Raw genomic sequence first — 26,583 nt, 5'->3', positions numbered from 1 at the left:
GTAGACCCGTTGATACGCAAAACCCTGTTCGGGATTCAGGCGGTGGTAATACGTTTCCTCGAGCGAGCTTTCCAGCGGAATATTGTCGCTGTCGTGTTTATGGGGCGGATAGCTCGACGAGTGGCCGGACGGCGTGACGACTTCCACCACCAGCAAGCCGTCCGCCTCGGCCGTCTGCGGCAGGATGTCGCACACATAGCGGGTATTGGCGCCCTTGCCGCGCACGGAGCGCGTCATGGCACTCGGCTCGATCAGGCGCGCCGGACGGTGCGTCGTGGCCGGCGCGCTGCACAGGGCGACCTCGGCGGCGTTCACGGCCGTGATGCGCACCGTGGTTTCCAGCGGCACATACACGGCGTAGGGCGAGACATCCTCGAAGACGCTGGTGCGCTTGCCGATGGCTTCCCAGACGTGATCGCCCGCCCGCACCGTGACCGTGCCCGTCAGCACGACGAGGCACAGCTCGCGCTTGCCCGTCTCCAGGCTGATGTGTTCGCCCGCTTGCAACCTGTGCGCGGCAAAGCCCACATGCGTCCAGCCGGCCGATGCCGGTGTCACCTCGACGATGGTAGAACCGGACTTGGCTTTCACCAGCAGCGGGCTCATGCCGCCTCCCGACCCAGGCGCGGGATCGCCGCGACGAGATTTGCCAGGTAATCGTGGCCCATCTTCGCATACTGATAGCTGGGGGCGACGGCCGGGTCCTGCTCCGCCTCCACCACCAGCCAGCCTTCGTAGCCGTGCAGATACAAGCGCGTCAAAATGGCGGGGAAATCGATGCAGCCGTCGCCCGGTACGCTGAAGGCGCCATTGATCACCGCCTGCAAAAAACTCCAGTGGCCATTGCGGGCCAGTTTCACCACGTTCGGGCGCACGTCCTTGCAATGCACGTGGCAGATGCGATCGATATGTTTATTCAGTACCGCCAGCGCGTCGCCGCCGGCGAAGGTGATGTGGCCGGTGTCGAACAGTAAGCCGACCTCGGGACCCGTCAGGGCCATCAATTGATCCACGTCGGCCGGCGTTTCCACGTAGGCGCCCATGTGGTGGTGGTAGGCCAGGCGCACGCCGTGCGCCAGCAAGTGCTGCGCAAACACCGTGAGTTTATCGGCGTAGTCCTGCCATTGCTGCTGCGACTGGAAACGCGGACGTTTATACAAGGGGCGCGCTTCGCCCTGGATGGCGTCGGCCACTTCGCCATACACCATGACGCTGGCGCCGCTGTCGGCCAGCAGCCGCAAGTGCGGGCCGACGGAGGCGATCTCTTCTTCCACCGAGCGGTGCGCCAGCCGTCCCGAATACCAGCCGGAGACGCACGCCAGGCCATACTTGCCCAGCACGGCGTTCAGGGACGGGGCATCCTTGGGAAACTTGTTGCCCAGTTCAAAACCCACATAGCCGATCTCGGCGCCTTCCTTCAGCGCCGTTTCCAGCGGCGTTTCGCCGCCCAGGCTCGGTAAATCGTCGTTCATCCACGAGATCGGGTTGATGCCGATACGTACATTCCAGGTAGTCATTTCAATTCCTTTGTTTCAGGCGATCGTTTTCATAACGGGCGCGCGCAGCTTGCACGCCGGACTGAGTGGACACTTCCGGTACGGCCACTTCCCACCAGCAGCCGCCCTCTTGCGTCGTGCGCGTGTCGTCCGTGTCGATGCAGATCAGGTAGGTGCGGGAAGCTGCCCGGGCACGCAGCATCGCTTGTTCCAGTTCGGCAATCGAGCCCACATGTTCGGACAGCGCGCCCAGCGATTGCGCATGCAGGGCGAAGTCGATGCGCGGGGCGCTGTCGGGCAGCATATTGTTGAACGAGGCATTGCCGCAGGCCTGCTGCAGGCGGTTGATGCAGCCATAGCCCCGGTTGTCGAGCACGACGATGATGAGTTTTTTGTCCAGCATGACGGAGGTGGCGATTTCCGAATTCATCATCAGATAGCTGCCGTCGCCCACCATGACGATGACTTCGGCTTCCGGTTTGGCCATCTTGACGCCCAGGCCGCCGGCGATTTCATAGCCCATGCACGAGTAGCCGTATTCCATGTGGTAGCCGCCCGGCGTCGATGTTCTCCACAGTTTATGCAGCTCGGCCGGCAAGGTACCGGCCGCGCAGACGACGATGTCGCGCACAGTAGAATCCGTTGCCGAGCGCTGCACGGCGCCGATGACTTCGCCGTCGTACGGCAAGCCGGCCACCTCGCGTTTGCCGGTAATGGCCAGCACGGTGGCGCGCCAGGCATGCGCCGCCTGCTGCGCGCGCTCCAGCCACTGGCCCGCGCTGTGCCAGGTAGCAAGCCGCCGCGACAGGCCCTGCAAGCCGAGGGTCGCGTCCGCCTGCAGGCCCAGGCCCCGGCGTTTCAGCGCGTCAAAGCTGTTGACGTTCAGGCTGAGCAATTGCGCCTGCGCAAACAGGGAGTTGGACCCCGTCGTGAAATCCTGCAGGCGCGTGCCGACGGCCAGCACCACGTCGGCCTGCGCCGCCAGCGCATTCGCGGCGGGCGAGCCGGTGACGCCGATGGCGCCCAGCTGCAAGGGATGGTCCCACGGCAAGCTGCTCTTGCCGGCCTGGGTTTCCGCCACGGGAATGCCGTGCCGTTCGGCAAACGCCCGCAAGGCGGCGCCGGCCTGGCCGTACAGCACGCCGCCACCGGCGACGATCAACGGCTGTTTTGCATTTTTCAACAGCAACGCGGCCTCTTCCAGTTCCTGCTCGACGGGCGGCACGGCGCGGAAACGCACGACTCTCGGTTCGAAAAAGTCGGCCGGATAGTCATACGCCATCGTCTGCACATCCTGCGGCAGGGACAAGGTGACGGGGCCGCAGGCGGCCGGGTCCGTCAAGGCGGCGATCGCGCGCGGCAAGGCCGTCAGCAATTGCTCCGGATAGACGATGCGGTCGAAATAGCGCGATAAAGGTTTAAAAGCGTCATTCACCGAGACGCTGCCGTCAGAAGCATCTTCCAGCTGCTGCAAGACCGGGTCCGGTGCGCGCGAGACGAACACGTCGCCGGGCAGGAGCAAGACGGGCAGGCGATTCACGTGCGCCAAGGCAGCCGCCGTCAGCAGGTTGGTGGCGCCCGGCCCGATGGAGCTGGTGACGGCCAGCATGCGCCGGCGCATGTGCGCTTTCGCATAGGCGATGGCCGAGTGCGCCATCGCCTGTTCGTTATGGGCGCGGTAGGTGGGGAACACATCCTTGTATTGGTACAGCGCCTCGCCCATGCCGGCCACGTTGCCGTGGCCAAAGATGGCGAAGGCGCCGCCGAACAAAGGCTGGCCCTCCTCGGTGCGCAAGGCCGACAGGTAGCGCACCAGCGCTTGCGCCATGGTCAAACGGATCGTAGTGGTGGTCATGCCGCACGCTCCAGGCGGTTGCGCGTGCGCTGCCACAGGACAATCAGCTGCTCGAAGTTGGCGCGCACGGCGGCGATCAGGCCCGCATCGTCGAGTTCGCCAGCCAGCCAGCGGCGGCTCGGTTCCTGGAAGATGGTGCGGCCCACCATGAAGCCCCGGCACGTGGTGCTGGCACTGGCTTGCTCGAAACTGGCCGCCAGCGCATCGATGGGCGCGTTCAAGCCCAGCAGGACGACGCCACGGCAATACGGATCGCGCTCGTGCACCAGGGCATCGATGGCTTGCCATTGCTGGGCCGACATGCTTTCCAGTTTCCACCATTCGGGGTAGATGCCCAGGTTGTACAGGCGCTTGACGGCGCGATACACGGTATCGTCGTGCTGGGGCAGCGACTTGGCAGGAATAATTTCCAGCAGCAATTCATGGCCCGTGATTTGCGCGGCGTCGTACAAGCCCTTGATTTGCGCTTCCTGTTCCAGCCGGTTTTCCGGCGTATCGTCGGGATGCAGCTGCACCAGGCACTTGATCACGTGCTCCTTCGGCCACTGCGTCAAGCGCGACGCCAGCGAACGGCCCCAGTCGAACTGCAGCGGGTTCGAGCCCGGCAATTCCACGGGACGGCCGATCCACCAGCCGCGCCCCGTGGCATCGTTGAGCGCGTCGACGCCATAGCGGTCATCGATCAGCACGCCCGTGCCGCCCTGCAAGCCGCGCGCCCCCTCCGTCTGGCCTACGGCTTGCACGAACAGTTGCTTGAGCTTTGAAATCCGCGCTTCGTCGCTCACGCCCTGCTGGGCCAGCTCAAAGAATTGCGTGCGATGATCGAACGCAAATACGCACAGTTCATTCCACTGCTTGCGCGCCACCGTCGTGCGGTGCAGGCGCGCCAGGGTGGCATCCTGGTCAGGACGGGTCAGTTTGGCCGCGTTGGCCAGGAAATAGTCGAGCTCGACGGGCGATGGCATGGCTGGCGCGCAGCCGTGGCGCGACACGACGAGGGCGCCGCAGCCGTTCGCATAGCGGCAGCACGCCTCGTAATCCTCGCCGCGCAGCCAGCCTTTCAGGAAGCCCGACAGGAAAGCGTCGCCCGCACCGAGCACGTTCAATACTTCCACGCGCACGCCCTGATAGTTGAATGCCGCATCGAGACCGGCAGGAATGGCCGCCTCGATGACGGCGCAGCCCAGCGGCCCGCGCTTGACCACCAGGGTTGCACTGCTCACGGCCCGCACGGCGCGCAAGGACGCCATGATGTCCGCGCCGCCGCCGGCGATCATGAATTCCTCTTCCGTGCCAACGATCAGGTCGAACTGCGGCAGGATCGCCTGCAAATGGCTGGTCACGCCGTCGTTCGAGACGAACCGCGTTTCGCCGTCCGCCTTGCCCGACAAACCCCACAGCACGGGCCGGTAATCGATGTCGAGCACGGTGCGCACCTTATTGGCACGCGCCAGTTGCAATGCCTGCGTGCTGACGGCGTGCATGGCGCTAGTCGAGAAATGCGTGCCGGTGATCAAGAGCGCTTTGCTCGAGGCAATGAAGGCCGCATCCACCGACGATGCGTCGATGGCCATGTCGGCGCAATTTTCGCGATAAAAGATCAGCGGGAAGGTGTTCTTGTCCTTGATGCCCAGCATGACGAGGGCGGTGAGCCGCTCGCGGTCGATGCCGACGTGGCTGACGTCGCAGCCCTCATGCGCCAAGGTGTCGGTGAGGAAACGGCCCATGTGGTCGTCGCCCACTTTCGACAGCATGGCCGACTTCAAGCCCAGCCGGGCCGTGCCGAAGGCGATATTCGCCGACGAGCCGCCCAGGTATTTGGCAAAGCTCGTCGCGTCTTCCAGGGTGCTGCCGATCTGCTGCGCGTACAGGTCCACCGCCAGGCGGCCCAGGCAGATCACGTCGAGCGCGCGGCCCTGGGCAAATTCAGTCGTATTCTTCATGGCATTGTTTCCTTATGACAGTTGCACGATGCGCTGCTCGCGCCACGACACGGTGGCCGCTTCGGCCAGTTCCAGCGCCTTCAAGCCATCGTGGACGGTGGTGCGCAGCGCTGCGCCATTGGCAAAGGCGTCGAAAAAGTGCGCCATTTCGCTGGCGTAGGCGGCGCGGTAGCGTTCCAGGAAAAAATCTTCCGGCTTGTCCACGCTGACGTTCACGGTGCCATAGGCCGTCACTTCCGTCGGCTTGTGGTTGCCCGCCTGCAGCATGCCGGCGCTGCCCAGCACTTCGAAGCGCTGGTCGTAGCCGTAGGCGGCGCGGCGCGTGGTGTTGATCTGGCACAAACGTCCCTTCGCCGTGCGGATGGTCACAGCCGTGCAATCGAGGTCGCCCGCCGCGCCGATGGCCGGGTCGACGAGGCAGCTGCCCGTGGCATGCACGCTGACGGCTTCATCGTCGAGTATCCAGCGGAAGATGTCGAAATCGTGGATCAGCATATCCTTGAAGATGCCGCCCGAGACCTGGATATAGCTGACGGGCGGCGGGCCCGGATCGCGGCTGGTGACGATGAGCAACTCGGGCGTGCCGATCTCGCCCGCTGCGATGCGCTGCTTGACGGCGGCAAACGTGGGGTCATAGCGGCGCTGGAAGCCAATCATGCACAGCACGCCCGCGTCCTTGACGGCAGCGGCGGCGGCGCGCGCGCGCTCCAGGGTCAGGTCGACGGGCTTTTCGCAAAAGATGGCCTTGCCGGCGGCGGCCGCGCGCACGATCAGGTCCGCATGCGTATCCGTACTCGACGCGATCAGCACGGCCTTGACTGCCGGGTCGGCCAGCACAGTGTCCACGCTGGCGACGCTGGCGCCATGCAGGGCCGCCACTTCCGCCGCCGCGCCCGCATGCACGTCGACCACGTATTTCAGGCGCACGCCAGGCTGGCGTACCAGATTGCCGGCATGAATGCGGCCGATGCGCCCGGCGCCGAACAATGCCACTTGAATCATTTCCATCTCCTTGATAGTCGGTATCGCTTGGCCCGGAAATGCACACGTGTGCAAAACCGGGCTAAAAAAGTTAAAACAGGTGGATGACGCCCAGCATTACACCGCTGAGCTTGGCACCCTTCTTGGTGGCGGCGAAGGCATTGCCGCCAAACGTGTAGTTGGCGTTCTTGTCATTATTGGTTTGCGTGTAGTAGGCATACACGGTGCTGCGCTTGGACAAGTAATACTCGTAGCCCAGGGTCGCCTGCTTGGCGCCGCTGTCGTCGCCGCGCACCAGGGTGGTCGCCTTGATGGTCACGCTGCTGCCGTTGGGCGCGCTGCCCGACACGTCGCCTGCCACGCCGAAACGGCCGATGAAGGCACCGCCGCCCGCCTTGTAGGCACCCGTGATGGTGAAGTAGTCGCGCTGCAAGTCGCCGCCGGCCACGTCATACACCATGCGGTTCCAGGCCACGCCCACGTCGCCGCCGCCGAAGTTGTAATTGCCTACGGCGCGGAACATCTTTTCGCTGAAGCCGGGACGCAAGTCCTTGTGCTTTTCATAGCCGACGGCGCCCTTCACGGGACCGTTTACGTATTGCACGATGCCCGAATAGATGCGGTCGCCGTTCGATGCCTCGTTTTCGCTGGCGCGGTAAATCGTGGCGCTGAATCCCTGCACCACGGGCGTGCGATAGCTGACGGCGTTCGAACTGCGGCGGTTGAAGCCTTCGCCGCCCAGCTGCGAAATATTGGCGTCATCCTGGATGCCTTCGCCCACGAAACGGTTGGTGTAGCCGTTGATCTGGCGGATCGGCGTGGCGAAGCGGCCCAGCGCGATGCGGCCATAGGCGGGGTTTTCCAGCCCGACAAAGGTATCCTTGCTATTGATGGCACCCGTGCCATCGTCGAGCTTGGCATTGCCTTCGATCTGGAAGAAGGCCGTGTTGCCATTGCCTAAGTCTTCTCTTCCCCGGAAGCCGATCTTCGAGGAATTGTCCGACACGCGCGACACCGACTCGCCATTCGGCGCCGTGGCCGAGCTCGACGTTTCGATACGGTCGAAGCCCGCGTGGATGCGGCCGTACACGACGACGCTCGATTCGGCCAGCACGCAGCCTGGCGCGACCAGCAACAGTACGGCGGCGATCTTGTTCAACTGCATGGTGCTCATCCCGTTTTTCATTTTGTCTCCTGCTTGTTTTTATGGTGGTGGATTACTCATGATGCTCAACAGCGTGTTACCACTACATGCGTCCCTCGCCGGACGCCTGCCCTCCCTTTCCAGTCAATGTGTTCAGGTACAGCGCGGCAAGGCCAGCGCCGCCAGTTGCGGATACAAGCGGGGGCCGCCCACCAGGATGGGGTTGCCCTTTTCCAGGCCGTTATCGGCCAGGAAATCATTGCAGCGCCCGCCCGCCTCGTTGACGAGCACGATGCCCGCCAGGCAATCCCAGGAATTGATGTGCGGCTCGAAATAGCCGATCAGGCGCCCGGCCGCCACGTAGGCGATCATCAGCGCGCCGGAACCGTTGCGGATGAACATGCCGCCCTCTTCCAGCACGTCGAGCAGAAACGGTAAAAAGGTATCGGTGCCCACGCGGTGCGAAAAGCCCACGCCCAGCACGCCGCCCTGCAGGCTGGCCACGTCGTTGATGCGCAGCCGCGTTTCGCCGGCCTTCGCCGTCACATGCGCGCCCTGCCCCAGGCAGGCGTGGAACAGCTCGTCCGCATTCGGGTCATACACGGCGCCGATGGCGGGCTGGCCGTCGACCAGCACGCCGATCGACACGCACCAGGCCAGCATGCCGTTGACGAAACAGGCCGTGCCGTCGATGGGATCGATGACCCACACGCAGCGCGCGTCGGACGCGCCGCCGCCCCGCTCCTCGCCCACCACGGCGTCTTCCGGGAAGCGCTCGGCGATCTGCGCGCGCAGGAAATCCTCCACCATGCGGTCGGCGATGCTGACCATGTCCTGCAAGCCCTTTTCCTCGATCACCAGTTCCGTGCGGCGCTGGAACATGCCCAGCGCGATCTCGCCCGCCTGGCCGATGATGTGCCGGGCGTAGGCATAGCGTTCCAGGGTCGCCGCGTCGGCCAGTACCGCTGCCTGTGTCATATCTGTCATGCTTGTCCTCCAATGATGGCTGCGCCATGTTCGTGTACGGTCATGGCGACCGATGTGCCTTGCGTGAAAACCTGGCTCAAGTCATGCGAGACGGCAAACAGTTCGCCCACCGGTGTCTCGAGCGTGTATTGCATTTCGCGTCCCAGGTAAGTGGCGCGCGCCACGCGCACCACCATGGCGCTGTCGGGCTGCGCGGGCGACAGCAGGATCGCTTCCGGACGCACGGCGAAACTCGCTTCGCCGCTGCGCTGGCTGCGACATGGCAGGCGCAGCCGCAGCTTGCCCATGACGCAGACGGCCTTGCCGTCGGCCACCGATTCGATCACGCCGTCGACGATGTTCGCGTTGCAGATGAAGTCGGCGACGAACTTGTCGGCCGGCGACTCGAACAGCTCGTGCGGCGTGCCCTTTTGCGCGATCACCTGGCGGTTCATCACGATGATCTGGTCGGAAATGGCCAGCGCCTCTTCCTGGTCATGCGTGACGTACACGGCCGTCAAGCCCAGCTTGACCTGGATGTCGCGGATCTCGTCGCGCACGCGGCGGCGCAGTTTCGTGTCGAGGTTCGACAGCGGCTCGTCCAGCAGCAAGACCTTGGGCTGCAGCACCAGCGAACGTGCCACGGCCACGCGCTGCTGCTGGCCGCCCGACAACTCGTTGGGGAAGCGCGCGGCAAAGTCGGCCAGGCCCACCAGGCGCAGGCTTTCCTGAGCCCGTTCCACGGCGCGCGGCTTGGTCTCGCCCGAGACGGTCAAGCCGTAGCACACGTTGTCGAGCACCGTCATGTGCGGAAACAGCGCATACGACTGGAACACCATGCTGACGTCGCGCTCGGCGGCGGAGGTCAGGGTGACGTCCTCGCCGGCCAGCAGGATGCGCCCGGCGCTGACGCGTTCCAGGCCCGCGATCAGGCGCAGGGTGGACGTCTTGCCGCAGCCGCTGGGGCCCAGCAGGGTGACCATGGTGCGCGGCGCGATCGTGAACGATACATCGTTCACGGCCAGGGCCTTGCCGTAGCGCTTGGTAACACCATCGAATTCCAGCGCGGCAAGCTCTGTTGCTTGGGTAGTAAAGTGGTTCATGCGTAGCTCTTTTCCAGGTTGGGAACGGCGGCCGGCAGCGTTTTTTCGGCGCTGACGCGGCGAAGGCGGCGCTTGCCGACCAGCAAATGGATCAATTGGATGCACAGCAGGATGATGACGATCAGCACCGTGGCATAGGCGATCGCCGTGCCGTAGTTACCGTTCGACACCAGGCCGATGATGTAGGACGTGGCCATGTCGTAATCGGCGCTGACGAGGAAGACGACGGCCGAGATCGACGTGATCGAACGCACGAAGCCATACACGAGGGCCGAGGCGATGGCCGGGCGCAGCAGCGGCAGGATGACCTTGCGCATGGTGGTCCAGCTGCTGGCGCCCAAGGTGATCGACGCCTCGTCCAGGCTGCCGTCGAGCTGGCGCATGGCGGCGATGCCCGTGCGCAAGCCCATCGGCATGTTGCGGAAGACAAAGCACAGGATCAGAATCGTCGCCGTGCCCGTCAACTCGATCGGCGCCGAGTTGAACGCCAGAATGTAGCTGATGCCGATGACGGTGCCGGGAATGGCAAAGCTGAGCATGGTGCCGAACTCGAACGCGCTCTTCAGGGCGAATTGCTGGCGCACCAGCAGCCAGGCCGAGAGGATGCCGACAAAGGCCGTCAAGGGCGCGGCGATGGCCGAAATCGTCAGGGTGGTGAACAGCGACGGCCAGGCCTGGCCCGTCCAGTGCCAGCCGGAAGCGCCCGCCGTGATGCCGAAAGCGTCGATGTAATGGCGCAAGGTGAAGGCATTGTCCTGGCCCCAGTTATTCACGAAGCCGCCCGCCACCACCGTGCCGTAGATCAGGGCCGTGAAGGCGAACCATGGCAGGGCGATGGTCCACAAAGTGGTTTTCAGGCGCGGGTTGAGCGAAGCGTGGCCGCCGTGGTCGGCCTTGCCCGTCACCGTCACGTACGATTTCTTGCCCAGCCACAGATTCTGGATGAAGAAGGCGCCCACGGCAAAGGTCAGCAGCACGATGGCCAACGTCGCCGCGCGGCCCTGGTCGTTCGAGGCGCCCACCACGGAAAAGAAGATCTCCGTCGACAGCACGTGGAAGTTGCCGCCCAAGACCATCGGGTTGCCGAAGTCGGCCATGCTTTCGATAAAGCACAGCAAGAAGGCGTTGGCGATGCCGGGGCGCATCAAGGGCAAGGAGACCTTGACGAAGGTTTGCCAGCTGCTGGCGCCCAGGGTGCCCGACGCTTCTTCCAGCGAGGGGCTAACGCCTTCGACCACACCGATCAATGTCATGAAGGCGATCGGCGCAAAGGCCAGCATCTGCGACAGCCACACGCCCGTCATGCCGTACAGCCAGCGGCTTTGCTCGACGCCAAACAGGTCGCCGACGAGGCCCGTGATGGCGCCGTTGCGGCCGAACAGCAAAATCAGGGCCAGGCCCAGCACGAACGGCGGCGTGACGATGGGGAGAATCGTGATGGCGCGCATGGGGCGTACCCAGCGGCCATTCGTGCGCGTGACCAGCAGGGCGAACACGAGACCGAGGAAGGTGGCCGATACGCCCGTCAGCAAGGCCAGCGCCAGGGTGTTCCAGGCCACGCCGCAGCGGCCGGGACCGGCCACGCAATTGAGGCTCCAGATGCCGGGGTCGGCCAGGCGGCGCGCCAGGGCGGCGGCGCCCGTGCCGCCATCGTCCATGGGCTGGCCGGCGCTCACCAAGATCAGCGCGACGGGGAACAGCACGAACAGGGAGATGAGGCAGATGATGAGGCCGATGGCGCCGGCCACGAAGGCGTCGCCGCGGCACACGCCGCAGGCGGCGGCGCCCGAGGTGAGCAGGAACAGCAGGCACAGCGCCAGCAGCAGCGCGCCGAAACCGAGGCCGGTGCCGGCGGCCAGCGGCCCCCAGCCCAGCCATGCCAGCCACAGCAGGCCCGCGCCGCCGAGGGCGATCTGGCCCAGGCCCAGGGTCTTGCGGTGGGGATTGCCGGCCACCAGCGCGGCGCTGGCGGCGATCAGGGCAAAGAACACGCCCAGCGGCCAGGCGCCGAACGACAGTACGTGCAGCACGGCCGGCGCGCCACGTTCACTGAAGAACTGGCCGTCGCGCAGCCATTCGCCGGCGAACAGTCCCGCTTCCTGCTGCTGCCAGGGCAACAGGCACAACGCTGCCAAAGCGGCCAGCAGCCAGCCGTAAAATATCTTTTTCATGAGGTCTCTATCCAGCTAAGTAGGCCTGCCGACATGGCCGTTGCGGCATGCGGCAGGCTCGGTACGGTGACAGTCTTGACGCCTTAATTGCCGGCAGAATAAATTTGTGTCGTCCAGCGCTGCAGCAGGCGCTTGCGCGTGTCCGACGCGCCATACTTGGCGAAGTCGTAGTTGATGGTCTTGATGTTTTCCAGGCGCGGCGAGGCGGCGGGTATGGTGGCGGCCGCGTTGGACGGGATCTGGAAAGCCAGCGCCTTGACGGCTTCGCTCTGCACGTCGGGACGCAGGGCGAATTCATAGAATTTCTTTGCCTGTTCCATGTTTTTCGCGCCCTTGACGATGCTCATCGAACCGATCTCGTAGCCCGTGCCTTCGCAGGGCGGCAAGACCTTCACGGGAAAGCCGGCCACGGTGAGTTTCATCAAGTCATGCATGAAGCCGATGGCCACGCCCGCTTCGCCGCGGCCCACGTCCTCGCCCGGCGCCACGCCCGCGTTCGGGTATTTGCTGACGTTCTGGCCCATTTTCGCCAGGAAATCGAAGGCTTCCTCTTCGCCGAACAGCTGCACCACGGTGGCCAGCGCGTTGTAGGCGGCGCCCGAGGAATTCGGGTTGGCCATCTCGATCTCGCCCTTGTAGGCGGGCTTGACGAGGTCTTTCCAGCATTGCGGCGGTGGCAGGTTTTTCTTCTTCAGCACGTTTTCATTGTAGGCCAGGCCCAGGATGCCGATGTAGATGCCGACGGTGCGGTACTTGGCCGTCTCGGCCTGCTTGAGCGCCCACGGCTGCAGCTTGGGCAGGGTGGGCGACTTGTATTCTTCCGTATAGCCTTCGGCGGCGGCCTGCAGGTGGGGGTCGCCCGTGCCGCCCCACCAGATGTCCGATTTCGGGTTCGACGCTTCGGCACGGATCTTCGCGTAGGCTTCCCCCGCGCTCTTCCTGATCATCGATACCTTGATCTTGCTTTCCGCCTCGAAGCGGTTCTTCATCAGCTGGCACCATTCCATATCGGCCGAGCACAGCACGGACAGGCGTTCCTCGGCGGCCATGGCCGTCATCGGCAGGGCCAGGCTTATAGCAATCGCAACATTGCGCATCTTCATCGTCTCACTCCAAGTTCGTTGTCGTTGTGGTACTTCAGACCGCACCGCTATCTTGCGGTGTCACTGTCCCGGGATGTGCTTTTTCAAGGCTTGCACTGCATTGCACACGTGTGCACACCTTACCACCAGCCGATTTTGACTGTCAACAAGAATCTCGGCAGGCGTGCGGCGTGGCGTTTTACCGACAAAAAAAGCCGCCAGCTGGTTGCAGCTGGCGGCTTTCGGATGCTCCGGGATCAGAGGTGTGTTACTGCCAGGCTTCCTTGCCCGCGCGCGGCTTGCCCACCATCAGCAAGGCACCCAGGGTCAGCACGGCCGCCAGCGACAGGTAATAACCCACGTATTGCAGACCGTAGTTGGTCGCGAGCCAGGTGGCGATGTACGGCGCCAGCGAGGCACCCAGGATGCCCGCCAGGTTGAAGGTCAGCGAGGCGCCCGTGTAGCGCACTTCGGGCGGGAACAGCTCGGACAACATCGTGCCCAGCGGTCCGTAGGTCATGCCCATCAGGCCCAGGCCGACAGCCATGAAGACGGTCACTTCCCACGTCACGCCCGAGCCGAACATCGGCGCGAGCACCAGGCCGAAGATGGCGATGGCGACGGAAACCCAGATCAGGGTAGCGCGGCGGCCGCGGCGGTCGGCCAGCACGGCCGAAAAGGGAATCGTCAGGGCGAAGAACAGCACGGCAAACAGTTGCACGACGAGGAATTCCTTGCGCGTGAAGCCCAGCTTGGTCGTACCCCAGCTCAGCGCGAACACCGTCATCAGGTAGAACAGCACGAAGGTAGCCAGGGCGATGATGGTGCCCAGGAACAACATGCGGCCATGCTGGCGGAACACGGTGGCCACGGGCAGCTTGACGACTTCGTTCTTGTCGATGACTTTCTGGAAGTCCGGCGTTTCCGTGATCTTCAGGCGCACGTACAGGCCGACGATGACCAGCAGCGCGCTGGCCAGGAACGGGATGCGCCAGCCGTAGCTGAAGAACTGCTCATCGGTCATGGTTTCGCTGAGCAGCAGGAAGATGCCACCCGACAGGAAGAAGCCGATCGGCGCGCCCAGCTGCGGGAACATGCCGTACCAGGCGCGTTTGCCCGGTGGCGCGTTCTCGGTTGCCAGCAGCACCGCGCCGCCCCACTCGCCGCCCAGGCCCAGGCCCTGGCCGAAACGGCACAGCGCCAGCAGCAACGGCGCCAGGGTGCCGATGGCGGCATACGTCGGCAGCAAGCCGATGATGACGGTGGAGATCCCCATGGTCAGCAGGGCGGCCACGAGAGTGGCCTTGCGGCCGATGCGGTCGCCGAAGTGGCCGAACACGGCCGAACCGATGGGGCGGGCGAAGAAGGCGATGGCGAACGTGGCCAACGACTGCAGCACGGCGGCCGACGGGTCGCCGGCGGGGAAGAACAGTTTCGGGAACACCAGCACGGCGGCGGTGGCGTAGATATAAAAGTCAAAGAACTCGATGGTGGTGCCGATCAGGCTGGCGAACAGCACCGTGCCGGGGGAATTTTTCTTGGGGGGGGTGCTCATTTACTGCGCTCCTTGGGGAGGGTGTCTAAAGGCCATTCTCTGGATGTTTTTTCAGGCAGCAGCACAGCACGTTGTATAAAGTAATCGCCAGTAAATTCTTGTTATTTCTGACTTCCATAAGCGGCGCGCTGCTGCGTTGGCAGCCGCTCGCAGTGCTCGCACTGCGTCGCGACAGCCGCCTTGCATCGCATCCACTTCTGTTCGTCATAAATTTACAATAATTTCCCGACGGTTACTTAGGCGCATTGTCCACATATCATAGCCGTGCGCGGACGTATTTGCTGTGAATTTGCTATTAAATTCGCAAACAAATTCCACGCAGCAACACGCCGTTGTTAACGGCAGGCAACGGTGAACAAACGCGCGCTATCGCGCCGTGATCAGTGCTGATCAGAGAAACAACGGTCGTGCGCCATCCGGTTACCCGGGGCACGGCAGGAAAGGCGTCAGGGGATGGGCGACGTGTATCAGGCCCGGCGTATCGCCAGGCATTCCGTACCAGACCCGCGCGTCGGCATCGCGGCATCGGTCATTTGTGGTGAATCCTTGCCTGCGGCCCCTCCGGGTGGAGCGGGCCGGCGATGATCGCGCTGCATCACGAAGGATGCGGTTGATCTTGCTGTAAGCGGCTTATCATACGCGCAGTGCTGCGGTGCGGCAAGAAGTTGTGATGGAGCATGTACGGTGGTGTCGGCTTACGCTGCGCTAAGCCGACCTACGCCGACCTATGCATCAATCAATGCAAAAGTCTGCTCGATCTCGCGACTGTCGAGCGGACGCACGAGGCGCGCCACTTCCTGGCCATCTTTCAAAAAAATCAGGGTCGGCCACAGTTTCACGCGGAAGTAGCGCCCCAGCGCACGGCCGGGGCCGTCTTCCACGCGCAGATGCGGCACCCCCGGGTGCTGCGCCAACGCGGCGGCCAGCGGCGCCTGGGTAGCGCGGCAGTGACCGCACCAGCCCGTGCCGAATTCCAGCAGGGCCGGGCCCGCCAGCGCGTCGATCTCGGCGCGCGTCGGTTGTGCTACGGAATATGTGTCGTTCATCATGCCGCCCTCCTTGTCCGCTCAGACCACTTTCACGCGCAGTTCGCCCAGGCCATCGATGGCGCCCACCAGCGCGTCGCCGCGCTGCACGGCCGCCACGCCGGCCGGCGTACCCGTGTAGATCAGGTCGCCCGGCTGCAAGGTGAAATAGGTCGACAGGTCGGCGATGGTTTCGGCCACGTTCCAGATCAGCATATCGATGCTGCTGCTTTGACGCAGCTCGCCATTCACGTGCAGGGTGATGGCGGCATGGCCGATATCGCCCGCCTGCGCGGCCGGGGTAATCGGGCCGATGGGCGCCGAGTGCTCGAAGGCCTTGCCCGTGTCCCATGGACGCCCCAGTTTTTTTGCCGCGCCCTGCACGTCGCGGCGCGTCATGTCCAGGCCGATCGCATAACCCCACACGTGGCTCAGCGCATCGGCCACGCCGATATCGCTGCCGCCCTTGCCGATGGCCACCACCAATTCCATCTCGTGCTGGAAATCCTGCGTCTGCGCCGGATACGGCAGCTCGCCCGTTGTGCCGGCTGGCACGGGCAGCACGGCATCGGCTGGCTTCATGAAGAAAAACGGCGCCTCGCGGCCCGTATGGCCCATTTCCTTGGCGTGGTCGACATAGTTGCGGCCTACGCAATAGATGCGGTGGACGGGGAAAGTATCAACGCTGCCCGTGACGGGAACGCTGGGCTGGATCGGTGCGGGAATGACATACGACATGAAAACTCCTGATCGGCACGATAAAAAGGCGGCGATGAAAAAGGGACACCGCAGTGTCCCCCATTTTACGACAACGTTACTTGAGCAGTCCCGAGCGGCTCGGGTCCGGCATGCGGATGGCGACGATGAAGGAAATCAGGCACATGACGGTGACGTACCAATAGAAATACTCTTCCACGTGCCAGGCCTTGAACTGCAGCGCCACGTATTCGGCCGAACCGCCGAACATGGCGTTGGCCACCGCGTACGACAGGCCCACGCCCAGCGCGCGCACTTCGACGGGGAACATTTCCGCCTTGATCAGGCCGCTGATCGACGTGTAGAAGCTGATGATGGCCAGCGCGATGATGATCAGGCCGAACGCCGCGTACGGGCTGGAAATATCCTTCAAGGCATGCATGATGGGCAGCACGCACAGGGTGGCCAGGCCGCCGAAGAACAGCATCGAGGTGCGGCGGCCGATGCGGTCGGACAAGGCGCCGAACACCGGCTGCAGAATCATGTACACCAACAGCGCGCAGGTCATGACGGCGCTGGCCGTCTTGGTATCCATGCCGGCCGTGTTGACCAGGTATTTCTGCATGTAGGTGGTGAACGTGTAGAACACGAGCGAACCGCCAGCCGTAAAGCCCAGTACCGTGATGAAGGCGCGCTTATGCTTGAGCAAGCCGCGCAGGCTGCCCGCGTCCTTGTCCTTGCGCTCGCTGGCGGTGGTCGTTTCCGTCAGCGATTTACGCAGGTTCAGCGAGACGAGGGCCGCCAGGGCGCCAAAGACGAACGGGATGCGCCAGCCCCAGGCGCGCAGCTCTTCCAGGGTCAGGAGTTGCTGCAAGACCACCAGCACCAGCAAGGCCAGCAGCTGGCCGCCGATCAGGGTCACGTACTGGAACGAGGCGAAGAAGCCGCGCTTGCCCGATTCCGACACTTCACTCATGTAGGTGGCGCTGGTGCCGTATTCGCCGCCCACGGACAGGCCCTGGAACAGACGCGCCACGAGCAGCAGGAACGGCGCGAAGGCGCCGATGGTGTCATAGGTCGGCATGACGGCGATCATCAAGGAGCCGCCGCACATCATCAGCACGGAAATCATCATCGACTGGCGCCGGCCGTATTTGTCGGCGATGCGGCCGAACAGCCAGCCGCCCACGGGGCGCATGAGGAAGCCGGCGGCAAAGATGCCGGCCGTTTGCAGCAGCTGCGTGGTCGAGTTACCGGAAGGGAAGAAGGCGTGCGAGAAATACAGCGCGCAGAACGAGTAAATGTAGAAGTCGAACCATTCGACCAGGTTACCGGAAGAAGCGCCAATGATGGCCTTGATGCGCTGCTGGGAAGTCAGCTGCGCAACGTCATGCGGAGTATCGTGGGATGTCATATCAGTCTTCTTGTTCGTGTGAAAGAGCCAACGCCAGCCGGATTGCCCCGGCTGGTTTTGCATCATACGCCCTTGATCAAGGTCAAAAAGCCGCCCGGCATACGGGTTAATACGTACTGCCGGCAATTTTTTTCGCCTGCGGGCGCGTGGAATCAGACCCGTTCCAGCACCAGCGCGATGCCCTGGCCCACGCCGATGCACATCGTACAGAGCGCATAGCGCCCGCCCGTGCGGTGCAGCTGGTTGACGGCCGTCATGGCCAGGCGCGCACCGGACGCGCCCAGCGGGTGACCGAGGGCGATGGCGCCGCCGTTCGGGTTGACGCGCGGGTCGTCGTCGCGCACACCCAGCTGGCGCAGCACGGCCAGGCCCTGGGCGGCAAACGCTTCGTTCAATTCGATGACGTCGAAGTCGGCCAGGGTCAAGCCCGTCATGGCCAGCACTTTCAGGGTGGCGGGCGCGGGGCCGATGCCCATGATACGGGGCGCCACGCCGGCCGTCGCCATGGCCACGACACGGGCGCGCGGCGTCAGGCCAAAGCGGGCCGCGTTCGCCTCGTCGGCCAGCAGCAGGGCCGCCGCGCCATCGTTGACGCCGGACGCGTTGCCGGCTGTAATCGTGCCGTCCGCGCGCACGACGGGTTTCAGTTTGGCCAGGGTGTCCAGCGTGGTGGCGCGCGGATGCTCGTCGCGGGCAACGATAATTGGCTCGCCCTTCTTCTGCGCGATGCTGACGGGACAGATTTCGCTGTCGAACACGCCCGCCTGCTGCGCCGCCAGGGCTTTTACCTGGCTGGCCAGGGCGAACGCATCCTGGTCAACGCGGCTGATGCCGAAGTCGCTGGCCACGTTTTCCGCCGTTTCCGGCATCGAATCGACGCCGTACTGCGCCTTCATCAGCGGATTGATGAAGCGCCAGCCGATGGTCGTGTCTTCCATTTTCATGCCGCGTGAAAAGGCGCTGTCGGCCTTGCCCATGACGAAGGGCGCGCGGCTCATGCTTTCCACGCCGCCGGCGACCAGCAAGCCCGCTTCGCCGCTCTTGATGAAGCGCGCGGCGCTGCCGATGGCGTCCAGGCCCGAACCGCACAGGCGGTTCAGGGTGGCGCCCGGCACGCTGTCGGGCAAGCCCGCCAGCAAGGCGGCCATGCGCGCCACGTTGCGGTTGTCCTCGCCCGCCTGGTTGGCGCAGCCGTACAGCACGTCCGTGACGGCCGTCCAGTCCACGTTGGGGTTGCGCGCCATCAAGGCACGGATGGGCACAGCGCCCAGGTCGTCGGCGCGCACGCCGGAGAGGCCGCCGCCATAGCGGCCGAATGGGGTGCGCTGGGCATCGCAGATAAACGCTGCAGTCATATTTTTTTCCTCCAAGAAATATTTATGTAGGTCGGGTTAGTGCGCAAGCACGTAAGCCGACATTGCTGGCTGCTAACGTCCATCCAGCAGTGAAACCGGCGTCAACGCTTGCAGCTGCTCAAAACGCAAGCCATCGACCAGTTTGACGACAGTGGCACCGGCGGGCCCCAGGTCGAACACGGCCAGGTCGCTGTAGATGCGGCTCACGCACCCGATGCCCGTGAGCGGATAGGTGCAGGCCTGCACCAGCTTGCTTTCACCGCCCTTGGTCAGCAATTCCATCATGACCCAGGTTTTTTTCGCGCCGATGGCCAGGTCCATGGCCCCGCCCACGGCGGGAATGGCATCGGGCGCGCCCGTGTGCCAGTTGGCCAGGTCGCCCGTGGCGGACACCTGAAACGCCCCCAGCACGCAAATGTCCAGGTGGCCGCCGCGCATCATGGCGAAGCTGTCGGCGTGGTGGAAATAGCTGCCGCCCGCCAGCAGGGTGACGGGCTGCTTGCCCGCGTTGATCAGGTCGTAATCTTCTTCGCCCGGCGCGGGCGCGGGGCCCATGCCGATCACGCCGTTTTCGCTGTGCAGGATGATCTCCGCGCCGACCGGCAAGTGATTCGCCACCAGGGTCGGCAAGCCGATGCCCAGGTTCACGACGGCACCTTCATGGATGTCGGCCGCCACGCGGGCCGCCATCTGGTCTCGATTCCATTTATGCATTTGATACTCCTCAAGCAGCTTTGAAGCCGGCGGGGCCGGTGGCCGTGCGCGGCACTTGCACGATGCGCTGCACGAACAGGCCCGGCGTGATGACGTGTTCGGGGTCGATGCTGCCCAGCTCAGCAACTTCATGCACGGAGGCAATGCTGACCTTGGCGGCCATCGCCATGATGGGGCCGAAGTTGCGCGCCGTCTTGCGGTAAGTCAGGTTGCCCCAGCGGTCGCCCTGCTCCGCCTTGATCAGGGCGAAGTCGGCGTGGATGGGCGACTCGAACACATACATGCGCCCGTCGATCTCGCGCGTTTCCTTGCCCTTGGCCAGGTCCGTGCCATAGCCCGTGGGCGTGAAAAAGCCGCCGATGCCGGCGCCGGCGGCGCGGATGCGCTCGGCCAGGTTGCCCTGCGGCACCAATTCGAGCTCCAGCTTGCCCGCGCGGTACAGGGCGTCGAAGACGTGGGAATCGGCCTGGCGCGGGAACGAGCAGATGATCTTGCGCACCTGCCCGTTTTTCAGCAGGGCGGCCAGGCCCGTGTCGCCATTGCCCGCATTGTTGTTGACGATGACGAGGTCGCGCGCGCCCTGGGCGATCAGGCCGTCGATCAGCTCGGCCGGCTGGCCTGCGCCGCCGAAGCCGCCAATCATGACGGTGGCGCCATCGTGGATATCGGCCAACGCCTCTAGGACGCTGGAACGCAGTTTGTCGATCATTGCTGTCTCCTCCCAATCACACACTGGTTATTTGTTCGTATATCGAACAAATATTCGTATTTAGAACTTATCGTGAGAATATGCCTGTTCGGGGCGCTTGTCAATTTGCCGTTTTCGCCACCGCCATGGCTATAATTGCCACCTTGCCCCATTGGAATTGCCATGACCGCACGCAGCAGCACTTCTCTTTCCACCGACGACACCGTCGATGCCGACGGCGCGCCGCGTCCCGGCGACAGCTATGTGCAATCGTTCGCGCGGGGCCTGGCCGTCTTGCGCAGCTTTGGCGCGGACGCGCCGCAGCAGACCTTGAGCGAAGTGGCGGAACGGGCGCAGCTGACGCGCGCGGGCGCGCGGCGCATCCTGCACACCTTGCTGCATCTCGGTTATGTGGAAGCGGATGGACGGCTGTTCCGTCTGACGCCCAAGGTGCTCGACCTCGGTTACGCGTATCTGTCGTCTCTGCCCGTGTGGACGCAGGCGCAGCCGTTGCTGGAAGAATTGATGCAGACCTTGCGCCAGTCGTGCTCGGCCACCGTGCTCGACGGCGACGACATTGTGTATGTCGTGCGCCTGTCCGCGCACCGCACCATGTCGATCAACCTGGGCATCGGCAGCCGCCTGCCCGCCTACTGCACCTCGATGGGCAGGGTGTTGCTGTCGGGCCTGGCGCCCGACGCGCTGCGCGAACGGCTGTCGAAGATGGCGCTGCTGAAAATCACGCCGGCGACCAAGGTCGATATCGACGTCTTGATGGAAGAGATTGCGCAAGTGCGGCGCCAGGGCTGGTGCCTGGTGCAGGAAGAGCTGGAACAGGGCTTGATCGCCCTGGCCGCGCCCGTCTTCGACCGGGCGGGCAAGGTGGTGGCGGCGATCAACGTCAGCGGCCAGACGGCGGGGCCGTCCGTGGCGCACCTGCTGGAACACAGCCTGCCGAAACTGCTCGATACGGCCAGCCGGGTCAGCGCCCTGGTGCGGGTACAGCAGTAATTATTTTTTAAACTTCGCGCACAGGTCCGGGCGCGGCTGCGCCGGCATCGTTTGCGTCAGGTCGAACGTACCCTGGTAGCCGGCGACGCCCTGCTCCAGGTAGCCGATGCTGCGCACGTTCAGCTGCGGGTCGGCCAGCTTCAGCCAGCGGGGCACGCCGATATCCTTGCGCACATGCGCATTGCCGGCGATCAGCACCACGTCGCGCGGCGCCTGGTCGCGGATCAGCTTGGCCATCCAGATATCGCGCGCCACCTGGGCGTTGACGACACCGGTCATCATCATGTCGGGCAGCATATTGCAGCGGGCCGCCTGGACTTCCTTCTTTTGCCCTTCCAGAATGTCGGCCGGCACGGGCGCGGCCAGGTACGTGGCCACCATGGCGGGCGGCATGGCCCACTGGATGCCGTCGCGCGCGATGCGCGAGGCGTCGGCCGGCGACAGGTTGCCGGCGATCAAGGTCAGCTGGTAGCTGATGACGAGGTCCAGCACGGGCCGGTACAAGCTCCAGTCCCAGCGCGGCTGCTCCATCACGCGGATGATGCAATCGGGGTCGGCGCAATCGCGCGCGGCGCGCGTCAGCAAGGCCTGGTTTTCGCGGTCGAACTGCTCCATGACGATCACGGGACGCCAGCCGGCGGCCAGGCGGCGCTGCAATTCCGCGACGCGCAGGCGCTGGCCTTGCGCATTGTCATGCACTTCGCCGAGCAGCAGCACTTGCGGATTGGGCAAGGCGTCGGCCACGGGGACGGGAGCGGGCGGGGCTTCCTTCTTCAGCAAACTGCCGCAGGCGGCCAGCGCCAGCACGCTGCACAGCAGGGCGGCGCGCGCGCCGGCACGGAAAATCACGGTCTTCATGTAAGCGGTATCCAAAGTGGCGATGCGCCAGATTGTACCGTCTCAGGCCGGCGCGGGTGCCTTGCGGCGCTCCAGGACTTCAAACACGGCCATGCCGGCCAGCATGGCACCGACAAATATCCACGCCTTCGGCTGGCCCGCCAGCAGCGACACGAGGGCGGGGCCGGGACAGAAACCGGCGATGCCCCAGCCCGCGCCAAAGGCCAGGCTGCCCAGCAGCAAGCGCCGGTCGATCCGGCGCGACGCGGGCAATTGCATGGGGTCGCCCAGCAGCGACTTGCTGCGCCGCCGCGCCAGCCAGAAGGCCGGCAGGGCCACGCCGATGGCGCCGCCCATCACCAGCATCAGCGACGGGTCCCAGGCGCCGGCCAGGTCAAGGAAACCGAGCACCTTGGCCGGGTTGGCCATGCCGGAGACGATCAGGCCCAGTCCAAAGACGAGGCCGCTCAACAGGGAAAAGATCAACTTGCTCATAAGCTTGCTCACAGATGGCGCAACAGATAGACGGTGAGGAAACCGGCCGCCATGAAGGCGCAGGTGGCCGCCAATGAACGGGGCGACAAGCGCGACAGGCCGCACACGCCGTGGCCGCTGGTGCAGCCGGCGCCATAGCGCACGCCCACGCCCACCAGCAAGCCCGCCACGATCAGGGCGGGCGTACCCGCGTCGATCCGCACCGCCGGCAGGGCTTGCCACAGCCGGTACAGCAGGGGCGTGCCGATCAGGCCGGCAAGAAAGGCGATGCGCCAGCCCAGGTCGCCACTGCGCGGGCGCAGCAAGCCGCCGAGAATGCCGCTGATGCCGGCGATGCGTCCATTGAACAAGATCAATAGCGCAGCCGCCAGGCCGATCAGCATACCGCCGGCCAGCGAGGCCCATGGCGTGAAGTGCAGCCAGTCGATGTGCATGGCAGTATCAGTCCGCTTCGTCGTTGAACGGGGGGCGCGGCGCGCAAAATTGCGCGTACAGCACTTGCAGCACGGCCAGCACGGGCGCGCTGGCGACGCGGTAATAGATCTGCTTGCCGTCGCGCCGCGTGGCCACCAGCATCTCTTCGCGCAGCACGCCCAGCTGCTGCGACAGGGTCGGCTGGCCGATGCCCACTTTTTGCTCGAGGTCGCTGACGCAATGCTCGCCCTGCGATAGCTGGCACAGCAGCATCAATCGGTCGGCATTGCCCATGGCCTTGAGCAGCGAGCTGGCCTTGTAGGCCGAACCCCGCATGGCGTCGAGGTTGTATTCGGCGTGTTGTGTTGCGACTGTCTCCATCGTGCCCTCCCACAGGCGATCATGTTGTATAGCGTGCGATAAACAATATACTAATCAATATATTGTTTTCCTGCTGGCGATTCGCACAAAAAAACAACAGTGTTTTTGGGCGATAGCGTACTCATGCAAAGTGTGCGGCAACGATCATGTTTACGCTATCAAAATGACAAATATTCGTAATAAACAGGAAATAAACGTATCAAAATTGTCACGATGTGTGCTGTAATGGGAGGTCAGCAGAAAAACCATGATACGCCCCCGTACAGGCGAATTGTCCGTCCATGCGCAAGCCGGTTTCGGCTGCGCCACGCGGTGAACAACAAGGGAGAGCAAGATGAGAATCTATCAGCCGCTGTGCGTGGCCGTGCTGGCGCTGTCGGCCAGCACGGGAAGCGTGGCGGCAGTCAGCGACACGACGGCCGGCAAGTTGCAGGAAGCCGGCGAACGCGTGACGATCGATGAAAGCATCAGCTTGAATAATAATCCCGGCTGGGAAACGCCGGACTTGCCGTATGCACGCCTGCTGGCCAGCAGCGCGACGGCGGCACCGCACTGGAGCACCAGTGGCGCGCGTCATGCGGCCCTGGCGCCGCCCAAGCCCATGACGGCTGCGCCCGCACAGCAAGCCAGCGTGCCGGCCCCCGTGCCGGAAGCGAGCATGTACTCGATGCTGCTGGTGGGATTGGGCCTGGTGGCCTTGAGCCTGCACGGCGAAAAACAGGAAAAATTCGATAACTGAAGGCGCCGGCACTGGCAAGGCGCAGCTGAAAAACATTCCGCCTCGTGCGGAATGTTGTTTATGGCGCCATCATTTGTCCAGCAGGCGGCAGACCCGTTCGATATTACCCACCGGAATGCCCGACTTCAGGGCGCGCGCGATGCAGCTCGCCTTGTCCGGACCCGAGGCGGACATGAGCACGAAGGCCGTCACCACCACGCTGATGGCGACGAGCACGATCAAGATACCCTTGACGATATCCCAGTTCATGGCGTTTCAATGGAAGGCATCAGTGCTCCTTGGCCGATGTGGCTGCCGCATCCGCTCCATTCAGCAGCGCATGTAATTTTTGCATGGTGGCCCAGTTGCGCGAGGTGACGCCGTCGCCCAGCAGCACGCCGAGCGCCGCCACCACCTTGCTGGCCAGCACGCCATCGGGACACCAGGCATAGGCGGCCCATCGTCCCAGCGCCAGCGCTTCCGGCTGCCACGGTTGTTGCAACAGGGGCGCCAGGCGCTGGACGTCGGCAGGATTGTTCAGCACCAAGGTCAGCAAGCGGGCCGCATCGGCCGCCGGCGCCAGCGTGTTTTGCTCCACCAGCTCGGCAAACTGGCTGGCCGACAACACCGTCACTCTGGCCGCCACGCCCAGCTTCAGCACCAGCGCTTCCTCGATGCGGGCAGCGGCCTCGGCCGGCGCCACGGCTCCTCCGTCATACACGACGTTGCCGCTGTTGAGCACGGTACGCACGTCCGCAAAGCCCAGGTCGCCCAGCAGCTTGCGCAGGTCGGCCATGGCCACGCGCTTGGCGCGGCCCACATTAATCCCGCGCAAAAGCGCCACTTGCTGACTGTTTTCGATCGCTGCCATGTCTTGTCTCCTTGCCTATGCCTGGCTGCTGGTGCTTTCCGGCAACGGCGTCACCGTGGGCAGGCGCAGCAGGAACGTCGCGCCCTGTCCCAGCGTGCTGCTGACCGTGATGGTGCCGCCAAACTGCTTGGCAATCAAGTTGAATACGATATTCAAGCCCAGGCCCGTGCCGCCCTGCCCGCGGCGCGTGGTGACAAAGGGATCGAACACGCGGTCGAGCATGTCGGGCGCGATGCCGCGGCCGTTGTCGCGCACCTGCATGGCGATCGAATCGCCATCGCGGCGCACGCCGATATGGATATTGCCGGCCGTGTCCGCATCGAAGGCGTGCTCGACGCAATTCAACACCAGGTTGGTCAGCACCTGCGCCAGCGCGCCCGGATAGCTGTCGAGCATGATGCCGGGCGGGCAATCGATATCGATGCTGATGCGCGTCTTTTTCAGGGTCGGCTGCAGGCTCGAGATCACTTCGCCGATATAGTCGCGCAATTCGAACAAACGGCGCGCCTCGCTGACCTGGTCGACGGCGATCTGCTTGAAGCTGTGGATCAGGTGCGCGGCGCGGTAGGCATTGTTCATGATCAGCCGCGCGCTCTCGCCGGCCGTTTCCAGGTAGCGCACGATGTCGGTCTTCTTCACGCTGCCGCCCGCCACCGCCGTGCTGATGGCATCGGTGGCTTCCTTCAGCACGGAAGCGCTGGTCAGCGCGATGCCGACCGGGGTGTTGATTTCATGGGCCACGCCGGCCACCAGGCTGCCCAGCGAGGCCAGGCGTTCCGATTGCAGCAGGGACTCTTGCGCGCGGCGCAGCTCGTCCATGGCCTGCGCCGTTGCCTGCTGCGAGCGGCGCGCCATGTCTTCCGCCTCACGGCTGCCCTCGATGATGGACTTGAGCTTGCGCTGCACGGCATTGAAGCCGCGGATCACGTCGCCCAGTTCGTCGCGCCGGCTTTCCGGCAGTTCTTCGACGTCATCGCTGCCGCGCGTGGCCAGGTCGAACAAGCCGTCGCGCAACTGTTTCAGGGGGTCGAAGACGATGCGCAGGCTCAATGCCAGCGCCCCGACGAGAATGATGTCAAGCAGCAACACTTCCACCACCTTGCGCCGTACTTCGCTGCGCAGGGCCGCATCGATCTGCTCGCGGCTAAAATTGACGATGACCTTGCCCACGATCACGGGCTTGCCGCCCGTGGCGGCCGCCACGGCGTCGCGGAACACGAGCGGCGCCTCGACGGGCGTGCCGCCCATGGCCACGTCCGCCTCAAGCGGCACCAGGGTGCCGGCCGCGTCGCGCACTTCGCCGGCGAACAGGCCGACCGAGGCGTCGTAGACGCGGATGCCGACCAGTTCCGGCGGCAGCATTTCGGCCGCGACGATGCTGTCGACCTTGGATTTATCGAGGTCCCACAGGGCGGACGGCAAGCTGGTCTGCAAGCGCGTGAGCACGCCGCTGCGCAGGCGCGCGCTGCCCGATTCGAGTTCCTTGCTCAAGGTATATTGGGTATAGCTGCCGGAAATGCCCAGCACCAGGGTGACGATCACGACAAAAAGCAGAGTCAGCCGGACTTGGATACTCACCATCAATCATCACTCCCCGGGCCAGGCCAGCCGCCGGCCCGCGGCGCGGGCGCAGATACGTCAGCAAGACAACAGCCTGATTCAAATGTA

General features: G+C 64.3%; 26 protein-coding genes. 2 read left to right on the top strand and 24 right to left on the bottom strand.

The genetic code is table 11. The features are described 5' to 3' along the window. From iolB to ACQ4WQ_RS27870, 17 genes are all read right to left on the bottom strand, one after another. A partial coding sequence (iolB, locus tag ACQ4WQ_RS27950) for a 5-deoxy-glucuronate isomerase (RefSeq protein ID WP_436501502.1) occupies nucleotides 1-606 on the bottom strand: 606 nt, incomplete at its 3' end. Further along, entirely contained in the window at nucleotides 603-1,517 is a 915-nt protein-coding gene (gene iolE, locus ACQ4WQ_RS27945; RefSeq protein WP_436501500.1) for a myo-inosose-2 dehydratase, read from the bottom strand. The genes iolB and iolE, both read right to left, overlap by 4 nt. Nucleotide 1,518: 1 nt before the next feature. Beyond that, nucleotides 1,519-3,351 carry a 3D-(3,5/4)-trihydroxycyclohexane-1,2-dione acylhydrolase (decyclizing) gene (gene iolD, locus ACQ4WQ_RS27940; protein ID WP_436501498.1) on the bottom strand — a complete coding sequence of 611 codons (1,833 nt, stop codon included), beginning with the start codon at nucleotides 3,349-3,351 and terminating at the stop codon, nucleotides 1,519-1,521. Next, the gene (locus ACQ4WQ_RS27935) at nucleotides 3,348-5,294 is read right to left on the bottom strand and encodes a bifunctional 5-dehydro-2-deoxygluconokinase/5-dehydro-2-deoxyphosphogluconate aldolase (protein ID WP_436501496.1); all 1,947 of its coding nucleotides are present in this window, start codon (nucleotides 5,292-5,294) and stop codon (nucleotides 3,348-3,350) included. Before ACQ4WQ_RS27935 ends, iolD begins: the two co-directional genes overlap by 4 nt. A 12-nt stretch (nucleotides 5,295-5,306) precedes the next feature. Further along, the gene (gene iolG, locus ACQ4WQ_RS27930; RefSeq protein WP_436501494.1) at nucleotides 5,307-6,296 is read right to left on the bottom strand and encodes an inositol 2-dehydrogenase; all 990 of its coding nucleotides are present in this window, start codon (nucleotides 6,294-6,296) and stop codon (nucleotides 5,307-5,309) included. 70 nt (nucleotides 6,297-6,366) lie between these two features. Then, the gene (locus ACQ4WQ_RS27925; protein ID WP_436501492.1) at nucleotides 6,367-7,461 is read right to left on the bottom strand and encodes a porin; all 1,095 of its coding nucleotides are present in this window, start codon (nucleotides 7,459-7,461) and stop codon (nucleotides 6,367-6,369) included. A 111-nt stretch (nucleotides 7,462-7,572) separates the two neighbouring features. After that, entirely contained in the window at nucleotides 7,573-8,406 is an 834-nt protein-coding gene (locus tag ACQ4WQ_RS27920) for an inositol monophosphatase family protein (RefSeq protein ID WP_076573113.1), read from the bottom strand. Then, nucleotides 8,403-9,488: an ABC transporter ATP-binding protein gene (locus ACQ4WQ_RS27915; protein ID WP_121670419.1), complete on the bottom strand. Its 1,086-nt coding sequence runs from the start codon at nucleotides 9,486-9,488 to the stop codon at nucleotides 8,403-8,405. Before ACQ4WQ_RS27915 ends, ACQ4WQ_RS27920 begins: the two co-directional genes overlap by 4 nt. Then, nucleotides 9,485-11,659 carry an ABC transporter permease gene (locus tag ACQ4WQ_RS27910; protein ID WP_436501489.1) on the bottom strand — a complete coding sequence of 725 codons (2,175 nt, stop codon included), beginning with the start codon at nucleotides 11,657-11,659 and terminating at the stop codon, nucleotides 9,485-9,487. Before ACQ4WQ_RS27910 ends, ACQ4WQ_RS27915 begins: the two co-directional genes overlap by 4 nt. 83 nt (nucleotides 11,660-11,742) lie before the next feature. Next, the gene (locus ACQ4WQ_RS27905) at nucleotides 11,743-12,762 is read right to left on the bottom strand and encodes an ABC transporter substrate-binding protein (protein WP_099410802.1); all 1,020 of its coding nucleotides are present in this window, start codon (nucleotides 12,760-12,762) and stop codon (nucleotides 11,743-11,745) included. 247 nt (nucleotides 12,763-13,009) lie between these two features. After that, the gene (locus tag ACQ4WQ_RS27900) at nucleotides 13,010-14,296 is read right to left on the bottom strand and encodes an MFS transporter (RefSeq protein ID WP_070290424.1); all 1,287 of its coding nucleotides are present in this window, start codon (nucleotides 14,294-14,296) and stop codon (nucleotides 13,010-13,012) included. Between the two features lie 725 nt (nucleotides 14,297-15,021). Then, nucleotides 15,022-15,345: a thioredoxin family protein gene (locus ACQ4WQ_RS27895; protein WP_436501487.1), complete on the bottom strand. Its 324-nt coding sequence runs from the start codon at nucleotides 15,343-15,345 to the stop codon at nucleotides 15,022-15,024. Between the two features lie 18 nt (nucleotides 15,346-15,363). Next, nucleotides 15,364-16,059: a fumarylacetoacetate hydrolase family protein gene (locus ACQ4WQ_RS27890; RefSeq protein ID WP_436501485.1), complete on the bottom strand. Its 696-nt coding sequence runs from the start codon at nucleotides 16,057-16,059 to the stop codon at nucleotides 15,364-15,366. Nucleotides 16,060-16,135: 76 nt separating this feature from the next. After that, nucleotides 16,136-17,431, bottom strand: coding sequence for an MFS family transporter (locus ACQ4WQ_RS27885; RefSeq protein ID WP_070221044.1), 1,296 nt, complete (start codon nucleotides 17,429-17,431; stop codon nucleotides 16,136-16,138). A 152-nt stretch (nucleotides 17,432-17,583) separates the two neighbouring features. Further along, nucleotides 17,584-18,786: a 3-oxoadipyl-CoA thiolase gene (gene pcaF, locus ACQ4WQ_RS27880; protein ID WP_436501482.1), complete on the bottom strand. Its 1,203-nt coding sequence runs from the start codon at nucleotides 18,784-18,786 to the stop codon at nucleotides 17,584-17,586. A gap of 72 nt (nucleotides 18,787-18,858) precedes the next feature. After that, nucleotides 18,859-19,500 (bottom strand): 3-oxoacid CoA-transferase subunit B, encoded by a 642-nt coding sequence (locus ACQ4WQ_RS27875; protein ID WP_436501480.1) that lies wholly within the window; start codon nucleotides 19,498-19,500, stop codon nucleotides 18,859-18,861. A 10-nt stretch (nucleotides 19,501-19,510) separates the two neighbouring features. Continuing rightward, complete coding sequence (locus ACQ4WQ_RS27870) at nucleotides 19,511-20,209, bottom strand: 3-oxoacid CoA-transferase subunit A (protein WP_326459637.1); 699 nt, start codon at nucleotides 20,207-20,209, stop codon at nucleotides 19,511-19,513. A 162-nt stretch (nucleotides 20,210-20,371) separates the two neighbouring features. Between ACQ4WQ_RS27870 and ACQ4WQ_RS27865 the strand changes: the two genes are divergently transcribed. Beyond that, nucleotides 20,372-21,199, top strand: coding sequence for an IclR family transcriptional regulator domain-containing protein (locus ACQ4WQ_RS27865; protein ID WP_436501478.1), 828 nt, complete (start codon nucleotides 20,372-20,374; stop codon nucleotides 21,197-21,199). Here ACQ4WQ_RS27865 and ACQ4WQ_RS27860 read toward each other — a convergent pair whose 3' ends face one another. The 4 genes from ACQ4WQ_RS27860 to ACQ4WQ_RS27845 are packed head-to-tail and all read right to left on the bottom strand — an operon-like array spanning nucleotide 21,200 to nucleotide 23,326. Then, entirely contained in the window at nucleotides 21,200-22,057 is an 858-nt protein-coding gene (locus ACQ4WQ_RS27860) for a ChaN family lipoprotein (RefSeq protein WP_436501477.1), read from the bottom strand. It lies immediately after the preceding gene. 42 nt (nucleotides 22,058-22,099) lie between these two features. Then, complete coding sequence (locus tag ACQ4WQ_RS27855; RefSeq protein ID WP_436501475.1) at nucleotides 22,100-22,531, bottom strand: DUF6691 family protein; 432 nt, start codon at nucleotides 22,529-22,531, stop codon at nucleotides 22,100-22,102. Between the two features lie 8 nt (nucleotides 22,532-22,539). After that, nucleotides 22,540-22,965 (bottom strand): YeeE/YedE family protein, encoded by a 426-nt coding sequence (locus ACQ4WQ_RS27850; protein WP_326459641.1) that lies wholly within the window; start codon nucleotides 22,963-22,965, stop codon nucleotides 22,540-22,542. A 7-nt stretch (nucleotides 22,966-22,972) separates the two neighbouring features. Then, complete coding sequence (locus ACQ4WQ_RS27845) at nucleotides 22,973-23,326, bottom strand: ArsR/SmtB family transcription factor (RefSeq protein WP_070310209.1); 354 nt, start codon at nucleotides 23,324-23,326, stop codon at nucleotides 22,973-22,975. A gap of 334 nt (nucleotides 23,327-23,660) precedes the next feature. Here ACQ4WQ_RS27845 and ACQ4WQ_RS27840 point away from each other — a divergent pair, with 334 nt between their 5' ends. After that, nucleotides 23,661-24,065 (top strand): PEP-CTERM sorting domain-containing protein, encoded by a 405-nt coding sequence (locus tag ACQ4WQ_RS27840; RefSeq protein WP_436501472.1) that lies wholly within the window; start codon nucleotides 23,661-23,663, stop codon nucleotides 24,063-24,065. A gap of 69 nt (nucleotides 24,066-24,134) precedes the next feature. Here the strand turns inward: ACQ4WQ_RS27840 and ACQ4WQ_RS27835 are convergent, their stop codons facing one another. The 3 genes from ACQ4WQ_RS27835 to ACQ4WQ_RS27825 are packed head-to-tail and all read right to left on the bottom strand — an operon-like array spanning nucleotide 24,135 to nucleotide 26,496. Continuing rightward, nucleotides 24,135-24,314 (bottom strand): hypothetical protein, encoded by a 180-nt coding sequence (locus tag ACQ4WQ_RS27835; protein WP_436501470.1) that lies wholly within the window; start codon nucleotides 24,312-24,314, stop codon nucleotides 24,135-24,137. 19 nt (nucleotides 24,315-24,333) lie between these two features. Then, the gene (locus ACQ4WQ_RS27830; RefSeq protein ID WP_436501468.1) at nucleotides 24,334-24,915 is read right to left on the bottom strand and encodes a DUF1697 domain-containing protein; all 582 of its coding nucleotides are present in this window, start codon (nucleotides 24,913-24,915) and stop codon (nucleotides 24,334-24,336) included. A 15-nt stretch (nucleotides 24,916-24,930) separates the two neighbouring features. Then, entirely contained in the window at nucleotides 24,931-26,496 is a 1,566-nt protein-coding gene (locus ACQ4WQ_RS27825) for a sensor histidine kinase (RefSeq protein WP_436501516.1), read from the bottom strand. Nucleotides 26,497-26,583 lie beyond the last annotated feature (87 nt).

The sequence above is a fragment of the Janthinobacterium goodfellowi genome, from assembly GCF_051380695.1.
Taxonomy (GTDB): Bacteria; Pseudomonadota; Gammaproteobacteria; order Burkholderiales; family Burkholderiaceae_D; genus Janthinobacterium.
The sequence above is the reverse complement of the archived record's forward strand: the minus strand, read 5'-3'. Positions and strand labels throughout refer to the sequence as shown.

Excerpts from the sequence above, each read along its gene's own strand:
- iolE (WP_436501500.1), bottom strand. The coding sequence starts at position 1,517 with ATGACTACCTGGAATGTACGTATCGGCATCAACCCGATCTCGTGGATG.
- iolD (WP_436501498.1), bottom strand. The coding sequence starts at position 3,351 with ATGACCACCACTACGATCCGTTTGACCATGGCGCAAGCGCTGGTGCGC.
- ACQ4WQ_RS27935 (WP_436501496.1), bottom strand. The coding sequence starts at position 5,294 with ATGAAGAATACGACTGAATTTGCCCAGGGCCGCGCGCTCGACGTGATC.
- iolG (WP_436501494.1), bottom strand. The coding sequence starts at position 6,296 with ATGATTCAAGTGGCATTGTTCGGCGCCGGGCGCATCGGCCGCATTCAT.
- ACQ4WQ_RS27925 (WP_436501492.1), bottom strand. The coding sequence starts at position 7,461 with ATGAAAAACGGGATGAGCACCATGCAGTTGAACAAGATCGCCGCCGTA.
- ACQ4WQ_RS27920 (WP_076573113.1), bottom strand. The coding sequence starts at position 8,406 with ATGACAGATATGACACAGGCAGCGGTACTGGCCGACGCGGCGACCCTG.
- ACQ4WQ_RS27915 (WP_121670419.1), bottom strand. The coding sequence starts at position 9,488 with ATGAACCACTTTACTACCCAAGCAACAGAGCTTGCCGCGCTGGAATTC.
- ACQ4WQ_RS27910 (WP_436501489.1), bottom strand. The coding sequence starts at position 11,659 with ATGAAAAAGATATTTTACGGCTGGCTGCTGGCCGCTTTGGCAGCGTTG.
- ACQ4WQ_RS27905 (WP_099410802.1), bottom strand. The coding sequence starts at position 12,762 with ATGAAGATGCGCAATGTTGCGATTGCTATAAGCCTGGCCCTGCCGATG.
- ACQ4WQ_RS27900 (WP_070290424.1), bottom strand. The coding sequence starts at position 14,296 with ATGAGCACCCCCCCCAAGAAAAATTCCCCCGGCACGGTGCTGTTCGCC.
- ACQ4WQ_RS27895 (WP_436501487.1), bottom strand. The coding sequence starts at position 15,345 with ATGATGAACGACACATATTCCGTAGCACAACCGACGCGCGCCGAGATC.
- ACQ4WQ_RS27890 (WP_436501485.1), bottom strand. The coding sequence starts at position 16,059 with ATGTCGTATGTCATTCCCGCACCGATCCAGCCCAGCGTTCCCGTCACG.
- ACQ4WQ_RS27885 (WP_070221044.1), bottom strand. The coding sequence starts at position 17,431 with ATGACATCCCACGATACTCCGCATGACGTTGCGCAGCTGACTTCCCAG.
- pcaF (WP_436501482.1), bottom strand. The coding sequence starts at position 18,786 with ATGACTGCAGCGTTTATCTGCGATGCCCAGCGCACCCCATTCGGCCGC.
- ACQ4WQ_RS27875 (WP_436501480.1), bottom strand. The coding sequence starts at position 19,500 with ATGCATAAATGGAATCGAGACCAGATGGCGGCCCGCGTGGCGGCCGAC.
- ACQ4WQ_RS27870 (WP_326459637.1), bottom strand. The coding sequence starts at position 20,209 with ATGATCGACAAACTGCGTTCCAGCGTCCTAGAGGCGTTGGCCGATATC.
- ACQ4WQ_RS27865 (WP_436501478.1), top strand. The coding sequence starts at position 20,372 with ATGACCGCACGCAGCAGCACTTCTCTTTCCACCGACGACACCGTCGAT.
- ACQ4WQ_RS27860 (WP_436501477.1), bottom strand. The coding sequence starts at position 22,057 with ATGAAGACCGTGATTTTCCGTGCCGGCGCGCGCGCCGCCCTGCTGTGC.
- ACQ4WQ_RS27855 (WP_436501475.1), bottom strand. The coding sequence starts at position 22,531 with ATGAGCAAGTTGATCTTTTCCCTGTTGAGCGGCCTCGTCTTTGGACTG.
- ACQ4WQ_RS27850 (WP_326459641.1), bottom strand. The coding sequence starts at position 22,965 with ATGCACATCGACTGGCTGCACTTCACGCCATGGGCCTCGCTGGCCGGC.
- ACQ4WQ_RS27845 (WP_070310209.1), bottom strand. The coding sequence starts at position 23,326 with ATGGAGACAGTCGCAACACAACACGCCGAATACAACCTCGACGCCATG.
- ACQ4WQ_RS27840 (WP_436501472.1), top strand. The coding sequence starts at position 23,661 with ATGAGAATCTATCAGCCGCTGTGCGTGGCCGTGCTGGCGCTGTCGGCC.
- ACQ4WQ_RS27835 (WP_436501470.1), bottom strand. The coding sequence starts at position 24,314 with ATGAACTGGGATATCGTCAAGGGTATCTTGATCGTGCTCGTCGCCATC.
- ACQ4WQ_RS27830 (WP_436501468.1), bottom strand. The coding sequence starts at position 24,915 with ATGGCAGCGATCGAAAACAGTCAGCAAGTGGCGCTTTTGCGCGGGATT.
- ACQ4WQ_RS27825 (WP_436501516.1), bottom strand. The coding sequence starts at position 26,496 with ATGGTGAGTATCCAAGTCCGGCTGACTCTGCTTTTTGTCGTGATCGTC.